Source organism: Streptomyces sp. NPDC104313 (genome assembly GCF_055583985.1).
Map to the genome: position 1 here is coordinate 706,988 of NZ_JBVJMW010000003.1, position 24,943 is coordinate 731,930.

The 24,943-nt window shown below is 72.1% G+C and carries 25 protein-coding genes; 10 read left to right on the top strand and 15 right to left on the bottom strand.

What is annotated here, in order from left to right; all coding sequences use genetic code 11:
* Positions 1-191: 191 nt before the first annotated feature.
* From ACZ60Q_RS10375 to ACZ60Q_RS10400, 6 genes are all read right to left on the bottom strand, one after another.
* Complete coding sequence (locus tag ACZ60Q_RS10375; RefSeq protein ID WP_469631149.1) at positions 192-785, bottom strand: DUF417 domain-containing protein; 594 nt, start codon at positions 783-785, stop codon at positions 192-194.
* 162 nt (positions 786-947) lie between these two features.
* On the bottom strand, positions 948-1,106 hold the full coding sequence (locus ACZ60Q_RS10380) for a hypothetical protein (RefSeq protein WP_469631152.1): 159 nt from the start codon (positions 1,104-1,106) through the stop codon (positions 948-950).
* Between the two features lie 751 nt (positions 1,107-1,857).
* On the bottom strand, positions 1,858-3,282 hold the full coding sequence (locus tag ACZ60Q_RS10385) for a GH1 family beta-glucosidase (RefSeq protein WP_469631155.1): 1,425 nt from the start codon (positions 3,280-3,282) through the stop codon (positions 1,858-1,860).
* A 135-nt stretch (positions 3,283-3,417) separates the two neighbouring features.
* The gene (locus ACZ60Q_RS10390) at positions 3,418-4,329 is read right to left on the bottom strand and encodes a carbohydrate ABC transporter permease (RefSeq protein WP_469631158.1); all 912 of its coding nucleotides are present in this window, start codon (positions 4,327-4,329) and stop codon (positions 3,418-3,420) included.
* Positions 4,326-5,303 carry a carbohydrate ABC transporter permease gene (locus tag ACZ60Q_RS10395; RefSeq protein WP_469631160.1) on the bottom strand — a complete coding sequence of 326 codons (978 nt, stop codon included), beginning with the start codon at positions 5,301-5,303 and terminating at the stop codon, positions 4,326-4,328. The genes ACZ60Q_RS10390 and ACZ60Q_RS10395 overlap by 4 nt, the downstream gene beginning before the upstream one ends.
* A 214-nt stretch (positions 5,304-5,517) precedes the next feature.
* Positions 5,518-6,822: an ABC transporter substrate-binding protein gene (locus ACZ60Q_RS10400; RefSeq protein ID WP_469631163.1), complete on the bottom strand. Its 1,305-nt coding sequence runs from the start codon at positions 6,820-6,822 to the stop codon at positions 5,518-5,520.
* Positions 6,823-7,058: 236 nt separating this feature from the next.
* Between ACZ60Q_RS10400 and ACZ60Q_RS10405 the strand changes: the two genes are divergently transcribed.
* Positions 7,059-9,881, top strand: coding sequence for a glycosyl hydrolase (locus ACZ60Q_RS10405; protein WP_469631166.1), 2,823 nt, complete (start codon positions 7,059-7,061; stop codon positions 9,879-9,881).
* Between the two features lie 179 nt (positions 9,882-10,060).
* Here the strand turns inward: ACZ60Q_RS10405 and ACZ60Q_RS10410 are convergent, their stop codons facing one another.
* Positions 10,061-11,104, bottom strand: a complete 1,044-nt coding sequence (locus ACZ60Q_RS10410; RefSeq protein WP_469631169.1) for a LacI family DNA-binding transcriptional regulator — start codon at positions 11,102-11,104, stop codon at positions 10,061-10,063.
* 350 nt (positions 11,105-11,454) lie between these two features.
* Here ACZ60Q_RS10410 and ACZ60Q_RS10415 point away from each other — a divergent pair, with 350 nt between their 5' ends.
* The 3 genes from ACZ60Q_RS10415 to ACZ60Q_RS10425 are packed head-to-tail and all read left to right on the top strand — an operon-like array spanning position 11,455 to position 12,430.
* Entirely contained in the window at positions 11,455-11,697 is a 243-nt protein-coding gene (locus ACZ60Q_RS10415) for a hypothetical protein (protein WP_469631172.1), read from the top strand.
* Positions 11,687-11,938: a hypothetical protein gene (locus ACZ60Q_RS10420; protein ID WP_469631175.1), complete on the top strand. Its 252-nt coding sequence runs from the start codon at positions 11,687-11,689 to the stop codon at positions 11,936-11,938. Before ACZ60Q_RS10415 ends, ACZ60Q_RS10420 begins: the two co-directional genes overlap by 11 nt.
* Positions 11,939-11,977: 39 nt before the next feature.
* A complete protein-coding gene (locus tag ACZ60Q_RS10425; protein WP_469631178.1) occupies positions 11,978-12,430 on the top strand; it encodes a Uma2 family endonuclease in 453 nt (150 codons plus the stop codon).
* Here the strand turns inward: ACZ60Q_RS10425 and ACZ60Q_RS10430 are convergent.
* From ACZ60Q_RS10430 to ACZ60Q_RS10445, 4 genes are all read right to left on the bottom strand, one after another.
* Positions 12,427-13,062, bottom strand: coding sequence for an NADPH-dependent F420 reductase (locus ACZ60Q_RS10430; protein ID WP_469631181.1), 636 nt, complete (start codon positions 13,060-13,062; stop codon positions 12,427-12,429). The two genes, ACZ60Q_RS10425 and ACZ60Q_RS10430, sit on opposite strands and share 4 nt — an antisense overlap.
* Before the next feature lie 160 nt (positions 13,063-13,222).
* The gene (locus ACZ60Q_RS10435; protein WP_469631184.1) at positions 13,223-14,839 is read right to left on the bottom strand and encodes a PTS transporter subunit EIIC; all 1,617 of its coding nucleotides are present in this window, start codon (positions 14,837-14,839) and stop codon (positions 13,223-13,225) included.
* Positions 14,840-14,889: 50 nt separating this feature from the next.
* Positions 14,890-15,906 (bottom strand): N-acetylmuramic acid 6-phosphate etherase, encoded by a 1,017-nt coding sequence (gene murQ, locus ACZ60Q_RS10440; protein ID WP_469631187.1) that lies wholly within the window; start codon positions 15,904-15,906, stop codon positions 14,890-14,892.
* A 66-nt stretch (positions 15,907-15,972) separates the two neighbouring features.
* Positions 15,973-16,890 carry a MurR/RpiR family transcriptional regulator gene (locus ACZ60Q_RS10445; RefSeq protein WP_469631190.1) on the bottom strand — a complete coding sequence of 306 codons (918 nt, stop codon included), beginning with the start codon at positions 16,888-16,890 and terminating at the stop codon, positions 15,973-15,975.
* 138 nt (positions 16,891-17,028) lie between these two features.
* Between ACZ60Q_RS10445 and ACZ60Q_RS10450 the strand changes: the two genes are divergently transcribed.
* Positions 17,029-17,397 carry a hypothetical protein gene (locus ACZ60Q_RS10450; protein ID WP_469631193.1) on the top strand — a complete coding sequence of 123 codons (369 nt, stop codon included), beginning with the start codon at positions 17,029-17,031 and terminating at the stop codon, positions 17,395-17,397.
* Positions 17,394-17,675, top strand: coding sequence for a DUF4031 domain-containing protein (locus tag ACZ60Q_RS10455; protein WP_469631195.1), 282 nt, complete (start codon positions 17,394-17,396; stop codon positions 17,673-17,675). The genes ACZ60Q_RS10450 and ACZ60Q_RS10455 overlap by 4 nt, the downstream gene beginning before the upstream one ends.
* Here the strand turns inward: ACZ60Q_RS10455 and ACZ60Q_RS10460 are convergent.
* Positions 17,617-18,873, bottom strand: coding sequence for a Cmx/CmrA family chloramphenicol efflux MFS transporter (locus tag ACZ60Q_RS10460; protein WP_469631331.1), 1,257 nt, complete (start codon positions 18,871-18,873; stop codon positions 17,617-17,619). The genes ACZ60Q_RS10455 and ACZ60Q_RS10460 overlap by 59 nt on opposite strands.
* Positions 18,874-19,010: 137 nt before the next feature.
* Positions 19,011-19,493, bottom strand: a complete 483-nt coding sequence (locus ACZ60Q_RS10465; RefSeq protein WP_469631197.1) for a MarR family winged helix-turn-helix transcriptional regulator — start codon at positions 19,491-19,493, stop codon at positions 19,011-19,013.
* A 109-nt stretch (positions 19,494-19,602) separates the two neighbouring features.
* On the opposite strand from ACZ60Q_RS10465, the gene ACZ60Q_RS10470 reads away from it, so the two are divergent.
* Positions 19,603-20,394 carry an SDR family NAD(P)-dependent oxidoreductase gene (locus ACZ60Q_RS10470; protein ID WP_469631200.1) on the top strand — a complete coding sequence of 264 codons (792 nt, stop codon included), beginning with the start codon at positions 19,603-19,605 and terminating at the stop codon, positions 20,392-20,394.
* A 228-nt stretch (positions 20,395-20,622) separates the two neighbouring features.
* Here the strand turns inward: ACZ60Q_RS10470 and ACZ60Q_RS10475 are convergent, their stop codons facing one another.
* The gene (locus tag ACZ60Q_RS10475; RefSeq protein WP_469631203.1) at positions 20,623-21,306 is read right to left on the bottom strand and encodes an HD domain-containing protein; all 684 of its coding nucleotides are present in this window, start codon (positions 21,304-21,306) and stop codon (positions 20,623-20,625) included.
* Between the two features lie 190 nt (positions 21,307-21,496).
* Between ACZ60Q_RS10475 and ACZ60Q_RS10480 the strand changes: the two genes are divergently transcribed.
* From ACZ60Q_RS10480 to ACZ60Q_RS10490, 3 genes are read left to right on the top strand one after another with little or no spacing between them, the layout of a single operon-like run.
* Positions 21,497-22,246, top strand: coding sequence for a LamB/YcsF family protein (locus tag ACZ60Q_RS10480; protein WP_469631334.1), 750 nt, complete (start codon positions 21,497-21,499; stop codon positions 22,244-22,246).
* On the top strand, positions 22,243-23,067 hold the full coding sequence (locus ACZ60Q_RS10485; RefSeq protein ID WP_469631205.1) for a 5-oxoprolinase subunit B family protein: 825 nt from the start codon (positions 22,243-22,245) through the stop codon (positions 23,065-23,067). The genes ACZ60Q_RS10480 and ACZ60Q_RS10485 overlap by 4 nt, the downstream gene beginning before the upstream one ends.
* Positions 23,064-23,939, top strand: coding sequence for a 5-oxoprolinase subunit C family protein (locus ACZ60Q_RS10490; RefSeq protein WP_469631208.1), 876 nt, complete (start codon positions 23,064-23,066; stop codon positions 23,937-23,939). Before ACZ60Q_RS10485 ends, ACZ60Q_RS10490 begins: the two co-directional genes overlap by 4 nt.
* Before the next feature lie 138 nt (positions 23,940-24,077).
* Here the strand turns inward: ACZ60Q_RS10490 and ACZ60Q_RS10495 are convergent.
* On the bottom strand, positions 24,078-24,943 hold an 866-nt coding region (locus tag ACZ60Q_RS10495), incomplete at its 5' end, for an HAD-IC family P-type ATPase (protein WP_469631211.1).

Consider the following 24,943-nt stretch of genomic DNA (forward strand, 5'->3'; position numbering starts at 1 on the left):
TGGCGGCCTGGCGGCCTGGTGGTCGTGGGCGTCGGGATCGCGTTCGTGATCGTCCCGGTGCGGAGCGCCGCTCTCGCCGGCGTCGGTCACCACGACGCCGGCGCGGCATCGGGCACGCCCGTCGCCACCGCATCCGCTGCTGCTGCTGCCATCGCTCGGGCCGGAGCGTTCGGGCGGCGGCTCCGCTCCCTTCAGCCCGACGGCGTCCGGGCGGTGCCGTTCGGCCGTCGTGACGGCTTGGACCCGCTTCCCCACGCGTCAGCGGCCACGACCAGGCACACGGCAACCAGGACCACGTTCTTGACGACGTACTGCCCCTCCATGGTCGGCGCGGGGGAGTGGGACTGCCACATCGCGTCGGGGAGGAGGAAGAGGGTCGAGAACACGCCGCCCATGTGGAGGAAGAACGCGACGAGGGTGGGCCGCAGCAGGCGGCCTCCGGCGATCAGGCCGATCCCTATGGCCGTCTCCAGCGCCGCGAGGGAGAGCAGCAGCACCGTCTCCGGTACGAGGCCCAGGGTCATCTTGGTGGCCGCGTCGACGGCCAGTTGCTCCGCGGGGCTGGCCGAGGGGAACAGCTTCAGGACGCCGAAGCCGAGGAAGACGATCCCGACCGTCACCCTCAGCAGGGCCAGTGTGTGTGTGCTGACGTGGTCGGCCAGCCGTTGAAGGACTCCTGCGACGGCTGTCGCCGGACGTTCGTGGCCGAACCCGGTCGAGTGGGCAGGAGATTCAGGTGCGCTGTTGGGCGACTGAAGGCTCGGCTCGGCGGTGTGACTCCTCATGTGCGATCTCCCGCTGTGTCCGTGGGGGTGGGAAAGCGTGCATGGGCGGTCCGCGCGGGTACGCGGACGCCTGTGGGGCGTTTGCGGGAAGCGTTGGCTCTGTCGCTTCGGCGCACGGGGTGACGGGCCTCTTGCTCGGGCCCGTCACCCCGGGGGCTGTTGTCAGGCGCTGACGGCGACCCGGGCGTGCGGCATCCGGTCGCCCCTCGATGGGGAGGAGGCGGAGCGGTGTGTCCGCGCCGTGCAGGCGAGGAAGGCGGGCGTCACGAGTTGGCCGGCCTCCGTCTCCAGCGCTTCGGCCGGAGCTCTCTGGCTGCTCATGGGTTCTCCTCGGCTGGACGAGCTGGACGAGCTGGACGATCTGGAGGATTCAGAAGGTCGGGATGGGCAGGTCGAACGCGCTTGTCCGGGTACGTGGGCGAAGCAGCGGCGGCGCGTGACCACCACCGCCGACTGCCTCTCACTGCTTGGTCTAGACCATACGGATGGGGGTCCGGAGGTCAAGAGGTATACAGAACGGCCTCCGCTGGAGACAACGCGTTCGCGCCAAGTTGCATCAGGGCAAAGGGCGTTGGTCGCGCAGGGGTCCGGCGCCCGACGATCGGCCGCGCAGACGATCGGGGCCGACCGTGCCGATGGGGCCGCTACCCGGCTCACCGGCCCGGACGTGCTCCGGCCCACCCCTCTGCTGAGCAGCCTGGTTCTGCCGGTTCCGGGTTCCGTCGCGTTCCTGGAGCGGGAGCCGGACCCTGCTCCCCCGGGCCTCTTCGGGCCATACGGGTGCTCTCCCGCGCTCCGGACCGGCTGCCCGCCGGTACGTGGCACTTCACCGGTGATTCATCCGGCCGAAAGTAGCCCGGCTGATTCCGGGAGAAAATTCTCATCACCCGTACGGTGCGGCCGGGCAGATAGCCGGCAAGCCCCGGGCGCGTCCCGAGCCACCCGCGGACACGCCTCGGGGCTCGGGACGCCTGCCGCCCCGAGCCCCCGACGTGATCCGTGATCCGTACCTCGTAGCTTGTGGTCCGCGACCTGTAGTCGGTAGTCGGCGGTCGGCAGCCCCGCCCCCGGTTCAGCGTTCCAGGCCGCCCCGCGCGATCACCTCCGCGTACCACCGCGCGCTGTCCTTCGCCGTGCGGCGCTGGGACGCGAAGTCCACGTGCACGATGCCGAACCGTTTGCTGTAGCCGTACGACCACTCGAAGTTGTCCAGTAGCGACCACAGAAAGTACCCGCGTACGTCCACCCCGTCCGCGATCGCCCGGTGTACCGCCGTCAGGTGGGCGTCCAGGTAGGCCACCCGCTCCGGGTCGTGGACCTCGCCCTCCGGGTCGGCGTAGTCGTCGTACGCCGCCCCGTTCTCCGTCACCAGCAGAGGTACGGAGGGGAGTTCGTCGCGGAGGCGGGTCAGCAGCTCGTACAGGCCGTTCGCGTCGACCGGCCAGTCCATCGCGGTGCGCGGGCCGGCTGCCGGGGTGAACGCCACATGCTGTTCCGCGCCCGCCCATGGCGACGGGGACTCCGACGCACCCGCCGAAACCACGCTGGGGGAGTAGTAGTTGATGCCCAGCGAGTCGATCGGCGTCGACGTCACCTCCAGGTCGCCGTTCCGGACGAACGACCAGTCCGTCACCTCCGCCGTGTCCTCGACCAGGTCCCGCGGCAGCCGGCCGTGGAAGACCGGGTCCAGGAAGATCCGGTTCGCCACCGCGTCGATCCGGCGCACCGCGTCCCGGTCCGCTTCCGTGTCCGTCAGCGGGCGCAGCGCGTGGAGGTTCAGGGTGAGGGAGATCTCTGCGGTGTCCGGCAGCAGGTCGCGCAGGACCCGGGCGCCCGCGCCGTGCGCCAGGTTCAGGTGATGGGCGGCGCGCAGGGCCGCGAGGTCGCTGGTCCGGCCGGGAGCGTGGACCCCGTTCCCGTACCCGAGGAACGCGGCGCACCAGGGCTCGTTGAGCGTCGTCCAGGTCGGCACCCGGTCGCCCAGCGCCCCGGCCACCAAGCCCGCGTACTCCGCGAACCGGTGTGCCGTGTCCCGCTCCGGCCAGCCGCCCGCGTCCTCCAGCTCCTGCGGCAGGTCCCAGTGGTAGAGCGTGGCGACCGGTCTGATCCCGGCCGTCAGCAGCTCGTCCACCAGGCCGCGGTAGAAGTCCAGGCCGCGTTCCACGGCCGGGCCACGGCCGGTCGGCTGGACCCGGGACCAGGAGACGGAGAACCGGTAGTCGGTGACGCCCAGTTCCTTCATCAGGCGTACGTCGTCCGGCATCCGGTGCAGGTGGTCGGCGGCGATGTCACCGGTGTCGCCGTTGCGCACCTTGCCGGGCACCCGGCTGAAGGTGTCCCAGATGGACGGCGTACGGCCGTCCTCGGTGGCTCCGCCCTCGATCTGATAGGCGGCGGTGGCGGTCCCCCAGCGGAACGCGGTGGGGAAGCGGAGCTCCGACACGGTCTCGGGGCGGGGACCCGCGGAGGTAGCCGGACGGGCATCGACAGCGGTCATGAGACGGACACTCCAGAGTGAGGGAGAAGAGGGAAGCAGGAGGGCGCGAGGGCGGGGGGAGAGGGAAGCAGGAGGGCGCGAGGGCGGGGGAGGAGAGGGAAGGCGGTGGGCGGTCTGCGGTCCGCCCGCCGGGCCTCAGCCCTTGACCGCGCCCTGCATGATGCCGCCGACGATCTGCCGGCCCAGCAGGCCGAAGACCAGCAGCACGGGCAGCGTGCCGAGCAGCGTGCCGGCCATGATCACCGACTGGTCGTTGACGTAACCGCCGCCGAGCTGACGCAGCGCGACCTGCACGGTCGGCTCCTGCGAGGACAGTGCGATGATCGGCCAGAAGAAGTCGTTCCACGCCGTCATGAACGTGAGCATCCCGAGCACCGCCATCCCCGGCCGCGCGATCGGGATCACGATCGACCAGAAGATCCGGGCCGTCGACGCCCCGTCCACCCGGGCCGCCTCGATCAGCTCGTCCGGCAGCGACTGCACCAGGTACTGGCGCATGAAGAAGACGCCGAACGCGGACACCAGGCCGGGCAGGATCACCGCCTGGAGCTGGTTCACCCACTGGAGTTCGGCGATCAGCATGAAGAGCGGGATCACACCCAGCTGCGGCGGGATCATCATCGTCCCGATCGTCAGCGTCAGCAGCGCGCCCCGGCCCCGGAACCTCAGCTTGGCGAAGGCGAATCCGGCCAGCGTGCAGCACAGGACCGTGCCGAGCGTGATCGAGCCGGACACGATCAGCGAGTTCAGCAGCGCCTTGCCGATGTCCGCCTCTTCGAGGACCGCGTCGAAGTTCTTGATCAGGTTCGGGCCCGGCAGCAGGCTCGGCGGCACCTGTGCCAGGTCCGCGTTGGACCGGCTGGCCGCGACGATCGTCCAGTAGAACGGGAACGCGGAGATCAGCAGCGCGAAGCCGAGGACGAGGTAGGAGAGCCAGCCGCCCCTCATCGTCCGGCCCGCGCCTCCCCCGCGCACCCGTCGGCCCGGCGGGTCCTGCGGCGGGCGGCCCCTGCCGGGCGCGGTCGGCGGTGCGGCGAGCGCGGTCATCGGCCGGCCTCCTTGCGTGCGCGGCGGCGCACGAGCAGGGCGTTGGCCCCGACGAGCACCACGATCAGGACGAACATCACCCAGGCGATGGCCGCGGCCCGGCCCAGGTGGAAGAAGCCCCAGCCCTGCTCGTACATGTACAGGCCGAGGGTCTGGTACTGGTGCGAGATCCCGCCGGAGATCGACCCCTCGAGCAGCAGCGGCTCGCCGAAGAGTTGCGTCGCGCCGATCGTCGAGATGATCACCGTGAAGACGATCGTCGGCCGCAGACCGGGGAGCGTGACGTGGATGAACTGGCGCCAGCGCGACGCCCCGTCCATCTCGGCCGCCTCGTACAGCTCGTGCGGGATCGACTGCATGCCCGCCAGGTAGATCAGCGCGTTGTAGCCGGTCCAGCGCCAGATCACGATCGACGACACCGCGATCTGCGAGGCGACCGTGCCGGTCTGCCAGTCCACCGGATCGAAGCCGACCAGCCCGATCACGTAGTTGATCAGCCCGAAGTCGCGGCCGAAGAGCTGCGCGAAGACCAGCGTGGCGGCGGCCACCGATGTCGCGTACGGGAGCAGGATCGCCGTCCGGATGAAGGTCCGGCCGCGCAGCTTGTAGTTGAGCAGGTGCGCGAGACCGAGCGCCATCGCGAGCTGCGGGACCGTGGACAGCACACCGATCGTGAACGTGTTGCGCAGCGAGATCCAGAAGTACTCGTCGGTGAACAGCGCCGTGTAGTTGGCGATGCCGCGCCACTCCATCTCGCCGCTCGTCTGGAGCTCGACCCGGTAGAGCGAGACGAACGCCGTGTAGAGGAGCGGGAAGAGCCCGAAGGCCAGGAACAGGGTGAAGAAGGGGGCGATATAGGCGTACGGGGAGGCCTTGCGCCAGGTGCGCCGGAGGGCGGCGGCCCGGCCGTCGTCAGGGCCGGGCCCGGTTCCGGACGGGCGCGGCCCGGCCTTCACGGTGGCGGTGAGGGACACGGTGCGGCCCTTCGGGATCGGGTACGGGGTGGCGGAGCCAGGGGTACGGGGCTGGCGGGGAAGCCAGGGGTACGGGCTGGCGAAGCCAGGGGTGCGGGGGTGGCGGGGAAGCCAGAGGTACGGGGGCGGGGCCGGTCCATCCGCCGTGCGCGGGCGGACCGGCCCCGGGGAAGAGGGGAAGAAGAGGGAGGAGGAAGCGGGGGAGAGCGGCGCGTCAGCCGATCACGTTGTCCACGCCCTTCTTCGCCGTCTGCCACGCCTTGTCCGACGACGTCCCCTTGCGCTCGACCTCGCTCAGCGCGTTGGTGATCTGCTGCATCACGTTCTGGTCGTGCACACCCAGCACCTGGACCGGGGACTCCTTGGCCGCGTCACCGAAGATCCGGCCGATCGGGGCGCCCGAGAAGTACGCGTCCTCGGCGCCCGCGATGGCCTCGATGGCGCCCGTCGAGGACGGGAAGTTGCCCTGCTTCCGGAAGACCTTCGCCTGCTGCTCGGGGGCGGTCAGCCACTCGATCAGCTGGTACGCCTCCTCCTTGTGCTTGGCCGCACGCGGGATGGAGAGGTACGAGCCGCCCCAGTTGCCCGCGCCGCCGGGGAGCTCCGCGATGTCCCACTTGCCCTTGCCCGCGTCGCCGGCCTGGCCCTTGACGTAGCCGAGCATCCAGGCCGGGCACGGGATCGTCGCGAACGAACCGGCCGCGAACGCCTGGTTCCACTGCGGGGACCACTGGTCGAGCTTGGCGCTCAGGCCCGCCTCGGCCGCCGCCACGGAGGTGTCCCAGGCTTCCTTGACCGCCGGGTTCTTGTCGTGGATCAGCTCGCCGGAGGCGTCGTAGTACCGCTCCTTCTCCTGGCCGATCATGATCCCGTAGAGCGAGCCGACGCTGTCCAGCCAGGCGCTCCTGGCGGGGGCCTTCTTCTTGTACTCCTTGCCCAGCTCCAGGTAGCCGTCCCAGGTGGCCCACTTCTTCGCGAGCTCCTCGCGGTCCGTGGGCAGCCCGGCCTGCTCGAAGAGGTCGGTGCGGTAGCACATCGCCTCGGGGCCGACGTCCGTGCCGAGGCCGAGGATCCTGCCGTCCTTGGTGGTCGCCGCCGACCACTTGGCCTCGGCGAACTCGCCCTTGAGCTGGTCGGCCCCGAACTCCCTCAGGTCCTGGAACTTGTCGGACTGCTGCTGGGTGACCGACGCGATGCGGCCCACCTCGACGCCCTGCACGTCCGCGAGACCGCCGCCGCCCGCGAGCCGGGTCTGGAGCGACTTCCAGTAGTCCGCCTCGTCCTGCGTGTCGCTCTGCTTGATCGTCACGTCCGGGTTGAGCTTCTGGTACTCCTCGTACAGCCCGGCCTCCTTGAAGCCGAAGGAGCCGAAGAGGTCCACGTTGAGCGTGACCTTTCCGCCCGCGCTGTCGGAGGAGTCCGACGAGTCGCCGGATCCACAGGCGGCGAGGAGGGCCCCGGCGAGGACGACCGCGCCGAGGCGGGCGGTGGCTCTCTTGGCGGCTCGGGCGATAGGCATGGGAAGCCTCCCTTGGCTTCGGGATGAACCGGGCGCTGTGAGAGCGCTCTCAAAACCTGCGTCTGGAGCGTCCCCCACCACCCCCGCCCCGTCAAGACTCGAACACATAACGGCTTGGGGTCACGCGCGACCTCCGCCCAACTGCCGTCTGTGTGCGCTCTCTTGACACTTATGTTTCAGGAGTTTTACGTTCCTTGGCACCTGAGAGCGCTCTCGAACGCGCTTCTCGCCCCCCCATGATCGAGGTGCTGCTCGTGCGAACCTCCCTCTCCCGGCGTGCCCCCGGACTCGCCTCCGGACCCGTCGCTGCCACGCTCCTCGCCATCGCCGTGGCCGCCGTGGGCCTGGGCCCCGCCGCATCGCCCGCTGTCGCCGCCACCGTCCCCGCCGGCGCCGGCAGCTACTCCGACACCCGTCCCGCCGGTACCTCGGGTCCGACCACCAACACCGGCGCGCCCGTCACCCCCAAGCTCACCACCGCCGCGCGGGACAAGCCGGTCCCGACCAACGACTGGTGGTCCTCGCTCGCCTACCAGCGCTACGGCGACAACCCGTACAGCACGCCCATGTACGGCCACCCGCTCACCTACCAGGCCAAGGCCTCCGGCCTGGAGGTCGGCTACCCGACCACGCCCGCGATCGTCGGGGACGGCCGGCAGTACGAGTACGCCCACAAGGCCGACCTGACCGTCGGGCTCTCCGGTCTGAACTCGCCCGACACCAAGGCCGACGCCTGGTCCGACTGGACGGTCACGCCCTACTGGGCCGACGGATCGCGCACCTTCCGGGCCACCATCGGCCACGGCATGCCCTTCGTGTACGCCAAGGGCTCCGGCGGCGACGCCCGCATCACCACCGCCTCCGCGCCCACGGTCTTCTCCGACCAGGGCAACGTCCTCGGCATCACCGTCGCCGGGCACCACTACGCCCTCTTCGCCCCGACCGGCAGCGACTGGAACGTCTCCGGCACCGCCATCACGGCCGGCCTCGGCTCCAAGGACTACTTCTCGCTCGCCGTGCTGCCCTCCACGGACGCGCTCGCCACCTACCGGAAGTACGCCTTCAGCTTCGTCACCGGCTCCCAGGTGGCCTGGCAGTCCAACGGCGGTGCGGTGAAGGCGACCTACAGCCTGACCACCGAGGCCAAGGAGGGCACCGAGCGCGGGACACTCCAGGCCCTCTACCGCCACCAGTGGCTGCACACCACCGACACGCTGACCCCTTACACGTACGTGTCGCCGCGCGGCACCATGAAGGTGCGCGAGTCCGCCACCTTCACCACCAGCCAGAAGAACAACGGCGTCGTGCCCGCGCTGCCCGCCTCCAACGGCGTCGACAAGGCCCGACTGGCCGGCTATCTCAACGAGGTCGCCAACGCCGCCGACCCGTTCTCGGGGGCCTCGGACACCTACTGGACCGGTAAGGCGCTCGGCCGACTCGCCCAACTGGTGCCCGTCGCCGACCAGATCGGCGAGAGGGCCACCCGTGACAAGCTCCTCGGTCTGATGAAGGGCCGGCTCCAGGAGTGGTTCACGGCGGGCGGGGCCGGTGAGTTCAGCTACGACAAGGACTGGAAGACCCTCACCGGCTACCCGGCCTCGTACGGCAGCGACACCGAGCTCAACGACCACCACTTCCACTACAGCTACTACGTCTACGCGGCGGCGATCATCGCCCAGTACGACCAGGCCTGGGCCGCCGACTCCGCCTGGGGCACGATGATCAAGCACCTGATCCGTGACACCGCCAACCCCAGCCGCACCGACTCCGCCTACCCGTTCCTGCGCGGCTTCGACGTGTACGCGGGCCACAGCTGGGCCTCCGGCCACCAGGGCTTCGCGGCGGGCAACAACCAGGAGTCCTCATCCGAGTCCATCAACCTCAGCGCGGGACTCGTCCTGTGGGGAGCGGCCACCGGTGACAACAACCTCCGCGACCTCGGCAGCTTCCTGCTGACCACCGAGTCCGAGGCGATCACCCAGTACTGGTTCGACGCCTCGCAGCAGGTCTTCCCCGCCTCCTTCGGCCATGACACGGTCGGCATGGTCTGGGGCAGCGGTGGCGCGTACTCCACCTGGTGGACCGCCAACCCGGAGGAGATCCACGGCATCAACGTCCTCCCGGTGACCGGTGGTTCACTCCACCTGGCCCGCGAGAAGGCCGCCATCAAACGGAACATCGCCGAGATGGAGCGCGAGAACGGCGGACCCGCCCAGGAGTGGCGCGACCTGCTCTGGGAGTTCGAGTCGCTGTCCGATCCGGCGGCGGCGAAGGCCAAGTGGGACGGCGTGAACGGGAACTACGAGCCGGAGCAGGGGGAGTCCAAGGCGCACACCTACCACTGGATCACCACCCTGAACACGGTCGGCGCGCCCGACATGACGGTCAGCGGGGACCTGCCGACCTCCGCCGTCTTCTCGAAGAACGGCACCCGCACCTACACCGCCCACAACCACGGCTCCACCGCCCGTACGGTCACCTTCTCCGACGGCAAGACCCTTTCCGTACCGGCCCGTTCGACGGCGACCAGCACCGGTCCCGGCGGCGGCACGGACCCGGAGGAGCCCGGCGGGCCGTCCACCGGCAACACCTTCCGACTCAAGACCGGCGGCATCCTCACCACCGCCACCACCGACCCGGCGGGCACGGACACCATCGCCTCGGCCGACGGTGTCAACCGGGACGGCACCCCGTACCGGTCGACCGGCTACGAGGTGAGGAAGGTCAACGGCAAGGTCGCCTCCGGCGCGGCCACCGCGTTCCGCCTCCGGGTGGACTCGGGCACGAAAGTCGGGCTCGCCCCGCAGGTCCGGGTCAGCTACGACCTCACCGGCGACGGCACGTTCGACCGGGCCGAGACCTTCCGCTACTTCGCGACGGACCCGGTCAACGGGTGGGAGGAGTACACGCAGGCCTCCGGCACGCGGGACGTCACCGGGAGCCTGGGCGATCTGAAGAACGGCACGGTCCGTCTGGAGGTCTGGAACGCGCTCGGCAGCGGCACGTCCCAGGTGCAGACCGGGACGGACGCGGCCGTCCTGAAGATCCCGTACGTGTAGGTCGCGCGATCCCGTGTGGATAAGTGGCGAGATCCGTACGTGTAGGACGTGAACGTACGGGAAAGATTCGTGCGGCGGGTCTCCGGCTCCTCAGGGCGGAGGCCCGCCACACTTCCGTACCCGCGCACCCGCGTACCCGCGCACTTCCGTACTCGCGCACTTCCGTACTCGCGTGGCGATCAGGCCGAGGCCCGTCGCACCAGTGTCGTCGGGGTGATCACCGAGTCGGGGGCCCGGCCGTCGCCCGTACGGTCCCGGCCCAGGGCGCGCAGCAGCAGGCGGGCCATCAGCCGGCCCTGCCCCTCGATGTCCTGGCTGACGGTGGTCAGCGGCGGATCGGTGGTCTCGGCCACCGAGTCCATGTCGTCGAACCCGACGATCGCCACCTGCTCCGGCACGGCCACGCCGCGCTCCCGCAGCACACGCAACGCACCCGACGCCATCAGGTCGTTGGCGACGAACACCGCGTCCAGGTCGGGCCGCCGCTCCAGCAGCTCCGCCATCGCCCGCGCCCCGCTCTCCACGGTGAACGCGCCCTCGGCGACGAGCGTCGGGTCCACGTCCAGCAGGACGTCCCGGTAGCCGTCCAGACGGTCCATCGCCGAGGTCTGGTCGGGCGGCCCGCCGATATGCGCGATCCGCTCCCGCCCGAGGTCCTTCAGATACCGCACGGCCACCCGCGCCCCGCCCCGGTTGTCCGCGTCCACATACGGGACGGCCTGGTCCCCGGGATCGGCGGTCCAGCTGGGCCGGCCCCCGTACACCGTGGGAATCCCCGCCCGCCGGGTGATCGCGGGCAACGGGTCGTCGGTGTGCAGCGAGAACGCGAGCGCCCCGTCGACGTGGCCGCCGGACAGATACCGGGCGATCCGGTCGAAGTCTCCGGGCCCCTCCACCAGCAGCAGGACGAGCTGGGTGTCGTGGGCGGTCAACTCCTTGCTGATGCCCCGGATCTGCTGGGAGAAGAAAGGGTCGGAGAAGATCCGTATCTCCGGCTCCGCGATGACGACGGCCACCGCTCCCGTCCGCCGGGTCACCAGGGTCCTGGCCGCGTGGTTCGGGACGTAGCCCAGCTCGTCGACCGCCTTGAGCACCTTGTCCACGAGCGGCTTGCGGACTCCGTCGCCCCCGTTGACGACCCGCGAGGCGGTGGCCCGCGACACCCCCGCACGTGCCGCGACGGCTTCCAGGGTGGGCCGGGACCCGGGGGGCTGCTCGGGCAAGGTGGTCGCTCCTCGTCGACGGGGGCGGCGATACGCGTTCTGGTGCGTGGGGCGCGCGGAGTGCTCCGCGCGCGCTCGGTGTCGCCGCTGGATCGGCTACAGCCTAGTGCCGGGCACCGACAGCGGTGAGAGCGCTCCCAAGGAAGGGGGCCGGGGGTCGCGAGGGCCGCCCGGGGCGAACACCGTGGGCAGCGCCGGCACCTGGGCGGACCGGCGGTCGGGGGCACTTCTCCCGGCCGGGCTGATCACACCGCGGCGGCCGGTCGCCCGAACCGCGCCTCTTCCGGGCCAACTGCGCGTTGGACACGCTGGGTATGCATGGCCATCACTCAGAGTGGAAGGTGTGCGGCATGGAAGCGATGGAGCGACGCAGGGCGGCGGCGGACCGTGTGCGGGTGGCGGAGGACGCTGTGGATCAGTTGAGGGAAGGGCTTGCCCGGTTCGGGGTGAAGCTGCCGTCCCTGCGGATCGATCCGGTCTCGTGTGCGGGTGACGAACCGGCGCCCCTGGTCGACCTGGGCCGCTGCAACATCGACACCGCGTTGCGGCTGTGCGAGGTGCTGGCGGAGAAGGAGAGCGGTCATGACGGATGAGGGATGCGAGCCGGGTGCGCCCGAGCCGGGTGCGCCCGAGGCGGGCGGGTTCGCGGTGGACGGGCGGGACGGGCGGGTCGGCCGGGTGACGGGCCGGGCCGGGCCGGACCTGCGGCTGCGTCCGCCCGGCGGCGGGCCGGAGTGGTACTGCCCGCCGGAGGCGGTGCGGCCGGCGTCACCCGGAGTGGTACTGCGGGCCCGGGTGACGGAGATCAACCGGGACGGGCAGCTGCCGCGTTGAGGCCGGGCGGGGGTGGTCGCCGCGCCGCCCTGATGGCCGGTGACCCGGTGCCGTTCCGGTCGGACCGGGGTCCGAGGGGCAGCGTGCCCCCCCCGGACCCCGTGCCGCTTTCCCGCGGGCACCACGCACCAGGCGGCGGAGCCGGGCCCGCACGTCGTCATGCCGACCGAGCTGATCGCGGCGGCCGATCCGGAGACCAGCGATCCGATGGACGCCTCGGAGGCGTTGCTCGTTGTCGAGATCACGTCGCGGGGGAACGCGCGGGAGGACCGCACCAAGAAGTACCGCGCGTATGCCCGCGCGGGAGTCCCCATGTATCTGCTGATCGACCGGTTCGACACCCGGGGGCCGATGGCCACGCTGTTCACGGAACCGAACGAGGACGGCACGTACAAGCAAACGGACGCGGTGCCGTTCGGCAAGCCGCTGGCCATGCCGCCCCCGTTCGGCGTTCAGCTGATGACGGGGGAGTTCCCGGGTCCCGTCGTCTAGAGCGTTTCCGCCGACGGGCGGGTGACCACCTTGATGTTGAAGGTGTGGGACCCCACCCCGCCCGCGATGCCCATGAAGAGGAACGCGAAATGCTCCTGGCCGCGCGCCGTGGTGATGCCGCCGATGTCGAGCTGGCAGGACGCCGGCCAGCCGAGGTCCGTGAGCAGCAGACCGGTGGTGCGCTTGGCCTCGGCGTCGTCGCCGGAGAGGAAGACCGTGCCCGGCTCGGTGAGTTCGCCCGGGGCGGTCATGGTGGTGGAGTCCATCGTGCAGAGCGTCTTGACGACGGGTGTCAGGGGAAAGGCCTCCTGGATCAGCTCGCCCAGGCTGCTGTTGGGGTGGGTGAGCGCGCTGAAGTCGTCCGAGAGGCCGACGCCGACGTCGATCAGCGGGGTGCCGGCCAGCGCCGGGGCTCCGATGGAGCGCAGCAGGTCCACGGAGACTCCGCCGGGAGTGGCGTTGACCAGCACCTCCGCGTGCGCGGCCGTCTCGTCGAGGCCGGCGACGGGCAGTCCGAGGTCGGTGCGTTCTTCGGGCCGACGTGATCCGAGGAGGACGTCGTGTCCTGCGGCGCGCCAGCCGTGGGCCAGGGCGCGGGCGACATTTCCGGTACCGAGAAGTCCTATACGCATGGAGATGACGCTAGCCAGCGGGGGCCCGAGGCGTATCGGGCCGGAGACCGGGGCGGGGCGGTACCTGAGGCGTAGTCCGCAGGACGCCCCCGGTTCCCCCCGCCCGCCGGGACGGGCGGCGAGGACCGGGGGCGTGCCGGGCGGGCGGGGGTGTCCGGCGTCAGACTCCGGCCGGTGCCCTGGCCGGGGAGGAGCCCGGGTCGGTGCTGTCGGGGTCGGGGCCGTTCGGGGCGGCCGGAGGCGTGGTGGGGCGGGTGCTGCCCGTGGCGGCGACCGAGGGGGTGGCGGGGTGAGGGGAGCCGGTGGCGGCGACCGTGGACGGGGCCGGTTCCTGGGAGACGTTGAACTCGGCCAGCAGGTTCTTGCCGAAGCCGAAGAAGTACGTCGCGACGAACCCGGCCACGTAGCCCACCAGCAGGCCGCCCGCGTAGACCGCGATCGTCGAGCCCAGGCCGTGGTTGCCGTCGAGGAGGGGGAACAGGGCCCAGCCGGACGGGCCGATGGCCGTCGAGCCGACCGTGTCGCCGAGCTGGTTGAACAGGCCGACGAAGCCGGCGCCGAACGCGCCACCGACGCACGCCGTGACGAACGGGCGGCCCAGCGGGAGCGAGACGCCGTAGATCAGGGGCTCGCCCACGCCCAGCAGGCCCGCCGGGAGCGCGGACTTGATGGTGCGGCGGATCGACTCGTTGCGGGGGAGACGGAGGTAGACGGCCACGGCCGCGCCCACCTGGCCCGCCCCGGCCATCGCCAGGATCGGGAGCAGGACCGTGTAGCCCTGCTGCTCGATGAGTGTGGTGTGGATCGGGATCAGCGCCTGGTGCAGGCCCAGCATCACCAGGGGCAGGAACAGGCCGCCGAGCACGAAGCCCGCGCCCGCGCCGCCGTTGGACAGCAGCCAGTCGGCGAACGTGCCGATCGCGGAGGACACCTCGCCCGCCACGTACATCAGGCCGAAGATCGTCACCAGGCCGGAGATCAGCACCGTCAGGGTCGGGGTGACCAGGACGTCCAGCGCCTCCGGCACCCACCGGCGGCACCACTTCTCCACGTACACCGCGAGGACCGCCGCGCCCAGCGCGCCGAGCACACCGCCCTGGCCGGGGGAGAGCGTCTGGCCGAAGGCGTCGATGTTCGCGACACCCGGGAAGACGATGATCGCCGCCACCGCACCGCCCAGGATCGGCGTACCGCCGAACTCCTTCGCCGTGTTGTAGCCCACGAACACCGCGATCAGCGCCATGAAGCCGGACGCCATCGCCGCCAGCGCGGGCGTCACGGAGGGCAGCCACTGGAGGTTCACCAGCAGACCGTTGAGGCCCGCGATGATCCCGCAGCCGATGAGCGCCGGGATCAGCGGCACGAAGATGTTGGCGATCCTGCGCAGGAACAGCTTGAACGGGGTGGCGTTCTTCGCCTTCCGCCGCTCCTTGATCGCCGCGCCCTGCGCCGCGAGTTCCTCGGCGGAGACGGGGGCCGCGCAGGGCTCGGCGGCCGGTGCGGGCGCGGCCTCGCGGGCCTCCTCGACCAGCCGCTCGAACTCCGGGGTGACCCGGGCGACCGTGCCCGGTCCCAGCACGATCTGGTACGTGTCGTCCTCGACGACGCCCATCACGGCGGGCAGGGCCTTCAGCGCCTCGTCGTCGACGAGGGACCGGTCGTGCAGACCGAGGCGGAGCCGGGTCATGCAGTGGGCGATGGAGGCGACGTTCGCCCCGCCGCCGACGAGCGGCAGGATCGCGGCGGCGGTGGCGCGGTTCTTGTCTTCAGTGGCCATGGTGCTCGGTGCCTTGCTGTGCGGGGGGTGGGGCGGGGTACCCGGGTGGGTCAGGTGGTGCGTGCGGCCGTGAGGGCGGCGCGGAGGTGGCCGTCCGCCTCGGTGAGGCGGGTGGCGGCGGTGGGGCCGTCGACCTGGCCGAGGATGACCAGGATCGCGTTCTTGACCTCTCCGTCGGTGGCGGCGAGAGCGGCCTCGATCTCGGCGTCGGACGCGCCGGTGGCGAGGGAGACGATGTGCCGGGAGCGGGCCCGCAGCTTCTCGTTGGAGGCGCGGACGTCGACCATGAGATTCCCGTACGTCTTGCCGAGCCGGATCATCGTGATCGTCGAGATCATGTTGAGGACGAGTTTCTGCGCCGTGCCCGCCTTCAGCCGGGTCGAGCCGGTGAGCAGCTCGGGGCCGACGACGACCTCCAGGCCGTGTTCGGCGGCGGCACCCAGTGCGGAGCCGGCGTTGCAGGAGAGCCCGATGGTCAGGGCGCCCCCCGCGCGGGCGTGCTCGACCGCGCCGATCGCGTACGGCGTGCGGCCGGAGGCGGAGATGCCGACCACCGTGTCGTCGGCGGTCAGCTTCAGCCCGTCCAGGTCGGCGGCGGCCAGCTCCTTGCTGTCCTCCGCGCCCTCGACGGCCGTGACCATGGCGGAGGGGCCGCCCGCGATCAGGCCGATGACCTCGGACGGGTCGGTGTTGAAGGTGGGCGGGCACTCGCTGGCGTCCAGCACCCCGAGGCGGCCCGCCGTGCCCGCGCCCGCGTAGATCAGCCGGCCGCCGCGGGCCATGCGCTCGGCGGTGGCGTCGATGGCCGCGGCGATCTGGGGCAGCCGCTCGGCGACGGCGGCCGGAACGGTGGCGTCCTCGCCGTTCATGATCCGTGCGATCTCCCGCGTGGACTGCCGGTCGATCTCGGCCAGCTCGGGGCGGAACGCCTCGGTGGTGAGGGTGGCCAGCTGGGCGCGCAGTTCGCCGTAGTTCTCGGTGGTGCCGGTGGTGCCGGTGGTGCTGTTGGGGCCTGTGGTGTCCATGGTGCTGGTGGTGTCGGGGTTCGCGTCGGTGGTGGAGGTCATGGGGTGCGGCTCTGCTTTCTCGGTCTCGTACGCGTACAGGTGGTGCGTGGCCCGTTTCCGGGGTGGTCAGCGGGTGCGCGGGTTGTGGCGGTGGGCGAGCGCCTCGTAGGAGGCGGCCAGGGCGGGCGCGGCGGTCTCGTACGTCCGCTGCGCGACGCCTATGAACAGGCAGTCCACGACGAGCAGCTGGCTGGTGCGGCTCGACATGGCGGCGGGGCGCAGCTCGCTCTCGCGCGCGGTGGACGTGGTCAGCACGTGGTCCGCGTACTGCGATACGGGCCCGTCGGGCCGCCCGGTGATCGCGATCGTGGTCGCCCCGCGGTCGAAGGCGACCCGCAGTGGCTCGATGACGTCGCCGGTCGAGCCGGAGTGGGTGATCGCGATGGCCACGTCGCCGCTGCGCAGTTGCACGGCGTTGGTCACCGCGAGGTGCGGGTCCGTGTGGGCGTGGGCGATCAGTCCGATCCGGAGCAGCTTCTGCGCCAGGTCCTGGCCGACGAGGGAGGACGCGCCGACGCCGTAGATGTCGATGCGGCGGGCGGTCGACGCGGCGGCCACGGCGGCCCCCAGCTGTACGGTGTCGAGCCCGGCGGCGGTGTCGGCGAGGGTCTGCTGCTCGTCGTGGGCGAGCTTGGCGACCACGTCGGCGATCGGGTCGTCCACCGCGATGTCGGCGGTGACGGCGGGGGCCCGGCCGGACTCCTGGTGCGCGGCGAGGCCGGCCAGCGCGAGGCGCAGATCACGGTAGCCGGGGTAGCCGAGGAGCCGCGCGGTGCGGACGACGGTGGCTTCGCTGGTGCCGGTGCGCTCGGCGAGACCCGTGACGGTGAGGGCGGCGCAGCCCGCGGGGTCGCTCGCCACGGCTTCGGCGACCAGTTGCATCGAGCGGGTCATGGACGGGGCGAGGGTCCGGACCTTGGCGGCGAGCGCCGCGGGGGCCGGCGGGGAGTCGCCGCTGAAAATTTCCTTCACATCTCGGGTCACATTTGAAAGATATTTTCAACCCGGGGGTCCGTCAAGCCCCCTTTGGTCCCTACTTCTGACGGGCCGCCGGAGGGCCTGCCGGGCTCCCGCCGGGGCGCTCCGGACGGGGCCTCTCCCGCGCGGGCGCACAATGGGGGCATGGAGTTGAACCCCCTGGAGCAGGCCCTGCACACCGCCCGCGCGCTCGTCATGGCCGACCTGGCGGCGGGCGGCGTCGCCGAGGCGGACATCGTCTCGCTGGTCGAGGACGCGGTGACCCACCGCCGGTGGTGGGTGGAGCAGTGGCCCGAGGGCGCGGAGTTCCTGGCCGGGCTGATCGCCCAGGACGTGCAGGACGCGCTGTTGGAGCGGTACGGGCGGTGGCCGCTGTGCCCCGTGTGCGCCGGGGAGGAGCCGCACGCGCTGGACGTGGAGCCGGAGCTCGGGCCCGACCCGCACTGGGTGTGCACCAAGGCGGCCGTGGCGGTGGCGCCGGTGGGGGCGCTGGGCGAGGCGCTGCGGCGGTGACGCTCTACATCGACCCGCCCACCTGGCCCGGACACGGCCGCCTCTGGTCGCACCTGGTCAGCGATGTGTCATTCGAGGAGCTGCACGCCTTCGCCGCCGCGATCGGCTGCCCGCCGCGCGCCTTCGAACGCGATCACTACGACGTGCCGGAGGCGCACTACGCGGACGCGGTGCGGGCCGGGGCGCGGGAGATCGGCTCGAAGGAGCTGGTCGGGCGTCTCACGGACGCGGGGCTGAGGAGGCCGAAGGGGCGGCCGGCGCCGGGCGGCCGTCCTTAGGGGCCGCCGCGCTCTTCGCGATCAGCCGGGAACGCGAGCGGCCGCCCTCGCCGCCGCCGCGCTGGAGGTGCAGCGCCACCCCCACCGCCGCCAGGGCCAGGGCCGTCATCGCCGCGCCCGCCCAGGCCGTCGACGCGAAGCCGAAGTCCAGGTCGATCACCGTGCCGCCGAGCCACGGACCGCTCGTGTTGCCCAGGTTGAACGCCGCCGTCGTGGTGGCCCCGGCCAGCGTCGGGGCGGCCCCGGCCACGTTGAACATCCGGGCGTTCAGCGCCGGGGCCGTGAAGAAGGCGGACAGGCCCAGCAGGAACGCCAGCGCGATGACCGCGACCTGGCTGGAGGCGAACAGGGCCAACGCCACCAGGAACACCGTGGACGCCGTGATGCCGCTCAGCATCACCCCGAAGAGGTGCGCGTCCGCGACCCGGCCGCCGATCACCGTACCGATCAGGGCGCCCGCCCCGAACAGGCCGAGGATCCACGGCACCCAGCCCGAGCCGAGGCCCGCCACGTCCGTGAGCAGCGGCGCCAGGTAGCTGAACGCGCAGAACACCCCGCCCGCCGCGAGCGCGGTGATCACGATGGCCAGCCAGACCTGCCGGTCCCGGTAGATCGCCAGCTCCCGCTTCAGCTCGGGCTTCTTCTCGGGCAGCGGGATGTGCGGGATGCGCGTGGCGACGCCGACCAGGGCAACGGCCGAGGCGGCGCCGACCGCCCAGAACGCCGAACGCCAGCCGAAGTGCTCGCCGAGGAAGGCCCCTAGCGGCACGCCCAGCACGTTCGCGACGGACAGGCCGCCGATCATCACGGCCATCGCCCGCGCCCGCGAGTTCACCGGGACCATCGCGATGGCCACGGCCGCGCCGACCGCCCAGAAGCCCGCGCAGGCGAGCGCGCTCAGGACCCGGGAGGCGAAGAGGATCTCGTACGTCGGGGCCAGCGCACCGGCGATCTGGCCGAGGCCGAACACCGAGATCAGCGCGATCAGCGTGGTGCGGCGCGGCAGCCGGAGCGTGGCGACGGCCAGCAGCGGGGCGCCGACCACCATGCCGATCGCGAACGCGGATATGAGCAGTCCGGCCTGGGGGATCGACACGTTCATGTCGTCGGCGATCGGTGGGAGCAGGCCCGACAGCATGAACTCGCTGGTGCCTAGTGCGAAGACCGAGAGGCCGAGAATGTAGACGGCCGACGGCATGGGTGCGCGGCGGGAGGGAGAGTCGGGCATGACTCGTCCCAACACCGGGAAGCGATCGCGCATTCCCGGCGCCGGGAGGAGGGCGCGTCTGTTCACCCTCGCTCTGCTCCTGGCCCGCGACCGGGACGACGACCCGCTTACGGGGTGGCCTTGGGGGGCAGCGTCCAGCCGTCTTGGGTGCGGATGGCCGTCGTGATGCGCCGGCTGATGTCGTGCAGTTGCCGTGTCTGGGCTGTGGTCAGGGAATCGAAGACCAGCCGGTTGACGGTGGCCTCGTGTCCGGGGGCGGCCTGCTCGACTTTCCGCTCGCCGGTGTCGGTGAGGATGGCGAGAGTGAAGCGACCGTCGGTCGGGTCAGGCGCCCGGCGTATCCAGTCCTTCGTCTCCAGGCGGGCCACCGCGCGCGAGAGGCGGGACAAGGAGCTGTTGGAGTAGCCGGCCAGGGTGCTCATCCGCAGGGTGCGGTCTTCGGCGTGGGCGAGCGCGAACATCACGCCGTACTCGAAGTGCGTCAGCGCGGCGTCCCGCTGCAGCTGCGTGTCGAGGGCGGTCGGTAGCCATTCCAGCACGGTGGCCAGGGCTGACCAGGTTTCGAGGTCGTCGCTGCTGAGTCGTGACATGGCACCAGCCTACCCCTGATGACTTGACTGGGAAAGTCATCCCGTTCTAGTTTTACTTGCTCAGGAAAGTCAAAGCGGCCAGAACGGCACCACAGGAACGAGAAGATCCATGGATCTGCGACTGAACGACAAGACCGCCTTCGTCAGCGGTTCGACACAAGGCATCGGCTTCGCCGTCGCGCGGGCACTGCTCGGCGAGGGCGCCACGGTGGTCATCAACGGGCGCAGCGAGACCGGCGTCCAGGACGCCCTGCGGCGGCTCCGCGCCGAGCTGCCGGATGCGGAAGTCTCCGGACGGGTCGCCGACTTCAGCGATGCCGCTCAGGTCCGGGATCTCCTGGGATCACTGGGCGATCTCGACATCCTCGTCAACAACGTCGGTCTCTTCGGCCTCGACCGCTTCGAGGATGTCTCCGACGACGAGTGGCAGCGCTACTTCGACGTCAACGTCATGAGCGGCGTCCGGCTCTCCCGCCAGGTCTTGTCAGGCATGCTCGACAGGAACTGGGGCCGCATCCTCTTCATCAGCAGTGAATCGGGCGTGAACATCCCCGCCGACATGGTGCACTACGGAGTGACGAAGGCGGCGATGATCGCCCTCGGCAACGGCCTCTCCAAGCTCACGCGCGGAACCGAGGTCACCGTCAACACGATCCTCGGCGGACCCACCTACTCAGACGGCGTCGCAGGCACCGTCGCCGGCATCGCCCAGGCCCGAAACGTACCGGCCGACGACATGAAGGCCGCGATCATCGGCGCCAACCAGACCACACTCCTGCAACGCTTCATCGAACCGTCCGAGATCGCACAGCTCGCGCTCTACCTGGCCAGCCCGCTGTCGGGAGCCACCAACGGAGCCGCAGTGCGAGCCGACGGAGGCGTTCTCACGGCAATGGTCTAGGTGTACTGATCAGCGCCTGAGGCACTTACGTAGTCACGGGGATACGGGGATACGGAGATACGGCGGCAGGCGGCCACGCGGTCGGGTCGCACGGTTCGCAGGTCGCAGATCGCCGGTCTTCGCGTCGAAGGCGTGGACGCCGCCCTGCTTGTCCAGGTCGGTCGCTCCGTAGAGGGTCCCGCCCGCCCTGACGAACCGCCGGGGCGCGTGCGCGTTCCCGGCGGGTGGTCAGCGGGGGCCGGACGAGCCCAGCAGCTCCAGCTCCGTCACCAGGTTGTGCCGGGCCCGCGCCTCCCACTCCGCCACGCCGTACGGAGTACGGAACAGCCGTGGCAGGTCCAGGAGTTGCCGCAGTACCGCCGCCCGGCCCTCCCGGAACGCCCCGTCCGGGACGAAGCCGTACTCCTCCCGGATCCGGGCCGCGTAGCTCCCGTACTCCTGCGGGCCGCCCGCCAGGACCGCGAGGTCGGCGTCGCACAGCGCCTCGCCGTTGCGGTCGCCGTCCGCCGGGTCGTGCGTGACGGTGAGGCGGACCAGCCGGGCGACCTCCGCCACCACCGGGTCCGGCACCCCCGCCTCGGACAGCGCCCGCTCGGCGAGGGCGGCGCTGCGCTCCTCGTTCTCCGTCCGGTCGGGCCGGTACACCGCGTCGTGGAACCAGGCGGCGAGGCGCACCGCCCGCACATCGGCGGCGTGACCGGCCAGCGTGTCGATCCGGTCCAGGACGGCGGCCAGGTGGGCGGTCGTGTGATAGCGGCGCTGCGGCTCGGCCCAGCGGGCGAGGAGATTCTCGGCGTACGGCAGGGGGTCGGGGCCGTCCGCCCCGGCGCGCGCGGCCAGCAGCGTGTCCTGCCAGCGGTTCCGGAGACCTTCGTCGGCGCCCTGGGGCGGTTGGGGGCTGTGGTCCGTCATGGGGCGACTCTAGGACGTGTCCGTCATGGGGCGGCTCCTGGGCGTGTCCGTCATGGGGCGGTTCCAGGGCGTGCGCGGCCGGTTCCAGGGCGTGCGCGGCCGGTTCGAGGCGTACGGGCCGGGGAGGCTTCCACTCTCCGGACCGGCCCTTGTCGCCCGGCCCGGACGGTCATACCGTGCGCCCGTGATGATGGATCTCAACGCGGACCTCGGCGAGGGCTTCGGCCACTGGACCCTGACCGACGACGACGCGCTCCTCGCCTGTGTCACGAGCGCCAATGTGGCCTGCGGCTTCCACGCGGGCGACGCCTCCGTGATGCGGCGGGTCTGCGACGCGGCGGCGGCCGGCGGGGTACGGATCGGGGCGCAGGTCTCCTACCGGGACCTGGCCGGGTTCGGGCGCCGGTCGATGGACGTGCCGCCCGCCGAGCTGACCGCCGAGATCGCCTACCAGATAGGCGCGCTGCGGGTCTTCGCGGAGGCCGCCGGCTCCGCCGTCTCGTACGTCAAGCCGCACGGCGCGCTCTACAACCGGGCGGTCTGGGACGACGACCAGGCCGCCGCCGTCGTCGCGGGCGTCCGGCTCGCGGGCGGCAGCCCGGCCGTGCTCGGGCTGCCCGGATCGCGGCTGCTCGCCCATGCGGCCGAGGCCGGACTGCCCGCCGTCCAGGAGGCCTTCGCCGACCGCGCGTACACCCCGCGGGGCACCCTCGTCCCGCGCGGTGAGCCGGGCGCGGTGGTGCACGACCCGGACGAGGTCGTACGCCGGAGCGTCGGCATGGCCGTCGAGCGGTCGGTGACCGGGGCGGACGGCAGCCGGATTCCCGTCTCGGCGCGCTCGCTCTGCGTCCACGGGGACACCCCGGGCGCGGCGGCCCTCGCGCGCCGGGTGCGGGACGCGCTGGAGGAAGCCGGCGTCGCGGTAAGGGCGTTCACGTGAACCCGCGCGGTGCCGGCCCCGGCCCCGGGGGCGTACGGGTGTTGCCCGCCGGGCCGCACGCGCTGCTCGTCGAGCTGGCCGACGGCGAGCACGCCGAGGCCTTCCACGCCGAACTGCTCCGCCGCCGCGCGCGCGGTGAACTCCCCGCCGTACGCGAGATCGTCCCGGCCGCCCGCACCGTCCTGATCGACGGGATCCTCGACGGGACCGGGGAGCGCACGCCCGGGGCCCGGGACCGGTTCGCCCGCGACCTCGCCTCGTGGCGGGTGGAGCCGTCGCGGCGCGAGGACCGCGACCCGGTGGAGATCCCCGTCGTCTACGACGGCCCCGACCTGGGCGAGGTCGGGGCGCTCTGGGGCGTCCCGGCCGGGGAGGTGGCCGCCCTGCACTCCCGTACCGCGTTCCGGGTGGCGTTCTGCGGGTTCGCCCCCGGGTTCGGCTATCTCACCGGGCTGCCCGAGCGGTTGCACGTGCCCCGGCGCCCGACCCCGCGCACCCGGGTCCCCGCCGGGGCGGTGGCGCTCGCCGGGCCCTACACCGGGGTGTACCCGCGTCCCTCGCCCGGCGGCTGGCAGATCGTCGGGCGGATGCCGGACCCGGGGGCCCTGTGGGACCCGGCCCGGGAACCGGCGGCGCTGCTCGCGCCGGGTACGCCGGTCAGATTCGTGGCGGTGGGGGAGGGGAAGGCGGGGGCGGCGGGGGGCGGCGGAGCGGGCGCGCTGCCGGCTCCCCGGGCAGGCGATCCCCCGGCAGGCGATTCCCGGGCAGGCGATTCCCCGGTGGGCGATTCCCCGGTGGGCGATTCCCCGGTGGGCGCGTGACGCCGCCCGCCGGCTCCCGGCTGTACGTCGTCCGGGCCGGGGCGTTGACCACCGTGCAGGACACGGGCCGGCCCGGCTGGGCGCATCTCGGGGTCGGGCGCGCCGGGGCGCTGGACGCGCCCGCCGCCCGGCTGGCCAACCGGCTGGTGGGCAATCCGCCGGACGCCGCCGTCCTGGAGGCCACGCTCACCGGGTGCGCGGTCCGGCCGGACCGGCCGGTCGTGGCCGTCGTCGGCGGGGCGGGCTGCCGGGTGACGGTCGACGGGCGCCCGGTGGCGTGGGGCGCGCCGGTGCGGGTGCCCGCGGGCGCGGTGCTGGACGCGGGCCCCGCCGTCAACGGTCTGCGCGGCTACTTGGCGTTCGCGGGCGGGCTGGTGCCGGAGCCGGTGCTGGGCAGCCGTTCGGCGGATCTCCTCTCGGGGCTCGGGCCCGCCCCGCTGAGCGAGGGTGACGTGCTCCCGCTGGGCGATCCGGCGGGGTGCGGTCCGCCGCCGCCCGCGGATCCCGTTCCCTGGCCGGGAACCCCCGCCGAGCTGGTGCTCCCGGTCCATCCCGGGCCCCGCCACGACTGGTTCACCGAGGCGGCGCTCCGTACGCTCCTCACCGCCGCCTACCGGGTCTCGCCGCACAGCAACCGCATCGGCCTGCGTACGGAGGGCCCGGCGTTGGAGCGGTCCCGTCACGATGAACTGCCGAGCGAGGGGATGGTCCTGGGCGCGGTCCAGGTGCCGCCGGACGGCCGGCCCGTCGTCTTCCTCCACGACCATCCGACGACCGGCGGTTACCCGGTCGTCGGCGTCGTCCCCGAACGGGCCCTCGCCGCGGCGGCGCAGGCGGTGCCGGGAACCCGGCTGCGTTTCGTACCCGCCTGAGGGCGAGCCCCGTACGCGACCCCGTACGCGACCCCGTATGTGAGCCGCGTACGCGCCCCCGTACGTGAGCCCGCGAACGCGCGCGGGCGCGGCAGGACCTTTCGGTCCCGCCGCGCCCGGGTGTCCGGACCTCGGGTCTCACGCGCCCTTGAAGGTGCGCAGGCGCAGGGAGTTGCCGACCACGAAGACGGAGGAGAAGGCCATCGCCGCTCCGGCGATCATCGGGTTGAGGAGCCCGGCGGCGGCCAGCGGGAGGGCGCCGACGTTGTAGGCGAAGGCCCAGAAGAGGTTGGTGCGGATGGTGGAGAGGGTGCGGCGGGAGAGGCGGATCGCGTCGGCGGCGGCGTTGAGGTCGCCGCGGACGAGGGTGAGGTCGCCGGCCTCGATGGCGGCGTCGGTGCCGGTGCCCATCGCGAGACCGAGGTCGGCCTGGGCGAGGGCGGCGGCGTCGTTGACCCCGTCCCCGACCATCGCGACCGAACGGCCCTCGGCCTGAAGGCGCTTGACCACGTCGACCTTGTCCTGCGGCATGACCTCCGCGTACACCTCGTCGATGCCGACCTCGGCCGCGACCGACTCCGCCACGGCCCGGTTGTCGCCGGTGAGGAGGATCGGGGTCAGCCCGAGGGCGCGGAGCCGGCGGATGGCCTCGGCACTCGTGTCCTTCACCGCGTCGGCGACCTCCAGCACCGCGCGTGCCTGGCCGTCCCAGGCGACGGTGATCGCGGTGCGTCCGGCGGTCTCGGCGGCTTTCTTCGCCTCGGCGAGGTGGGTGGGGAGGTGGATCTCCCACTCGGCCAGGAGTTGTTCGCGTCCGACGAGGACGGCGTGGCCTTCGACGATGCCCTGGACGCCGAGTCCGGGGATGTTCTGGAAGTCCTCGGGGGTGGGGAGGGGGCCGGTGGTGTGGGTGGCGGCGGTGGCGACGGCTTGGGCGATGGGGTGTTCGGAGGCGTTCTCGAGTGCTCCGGCGAGGCGGAGGACTTCGGTTGTGGTGGTGGTGT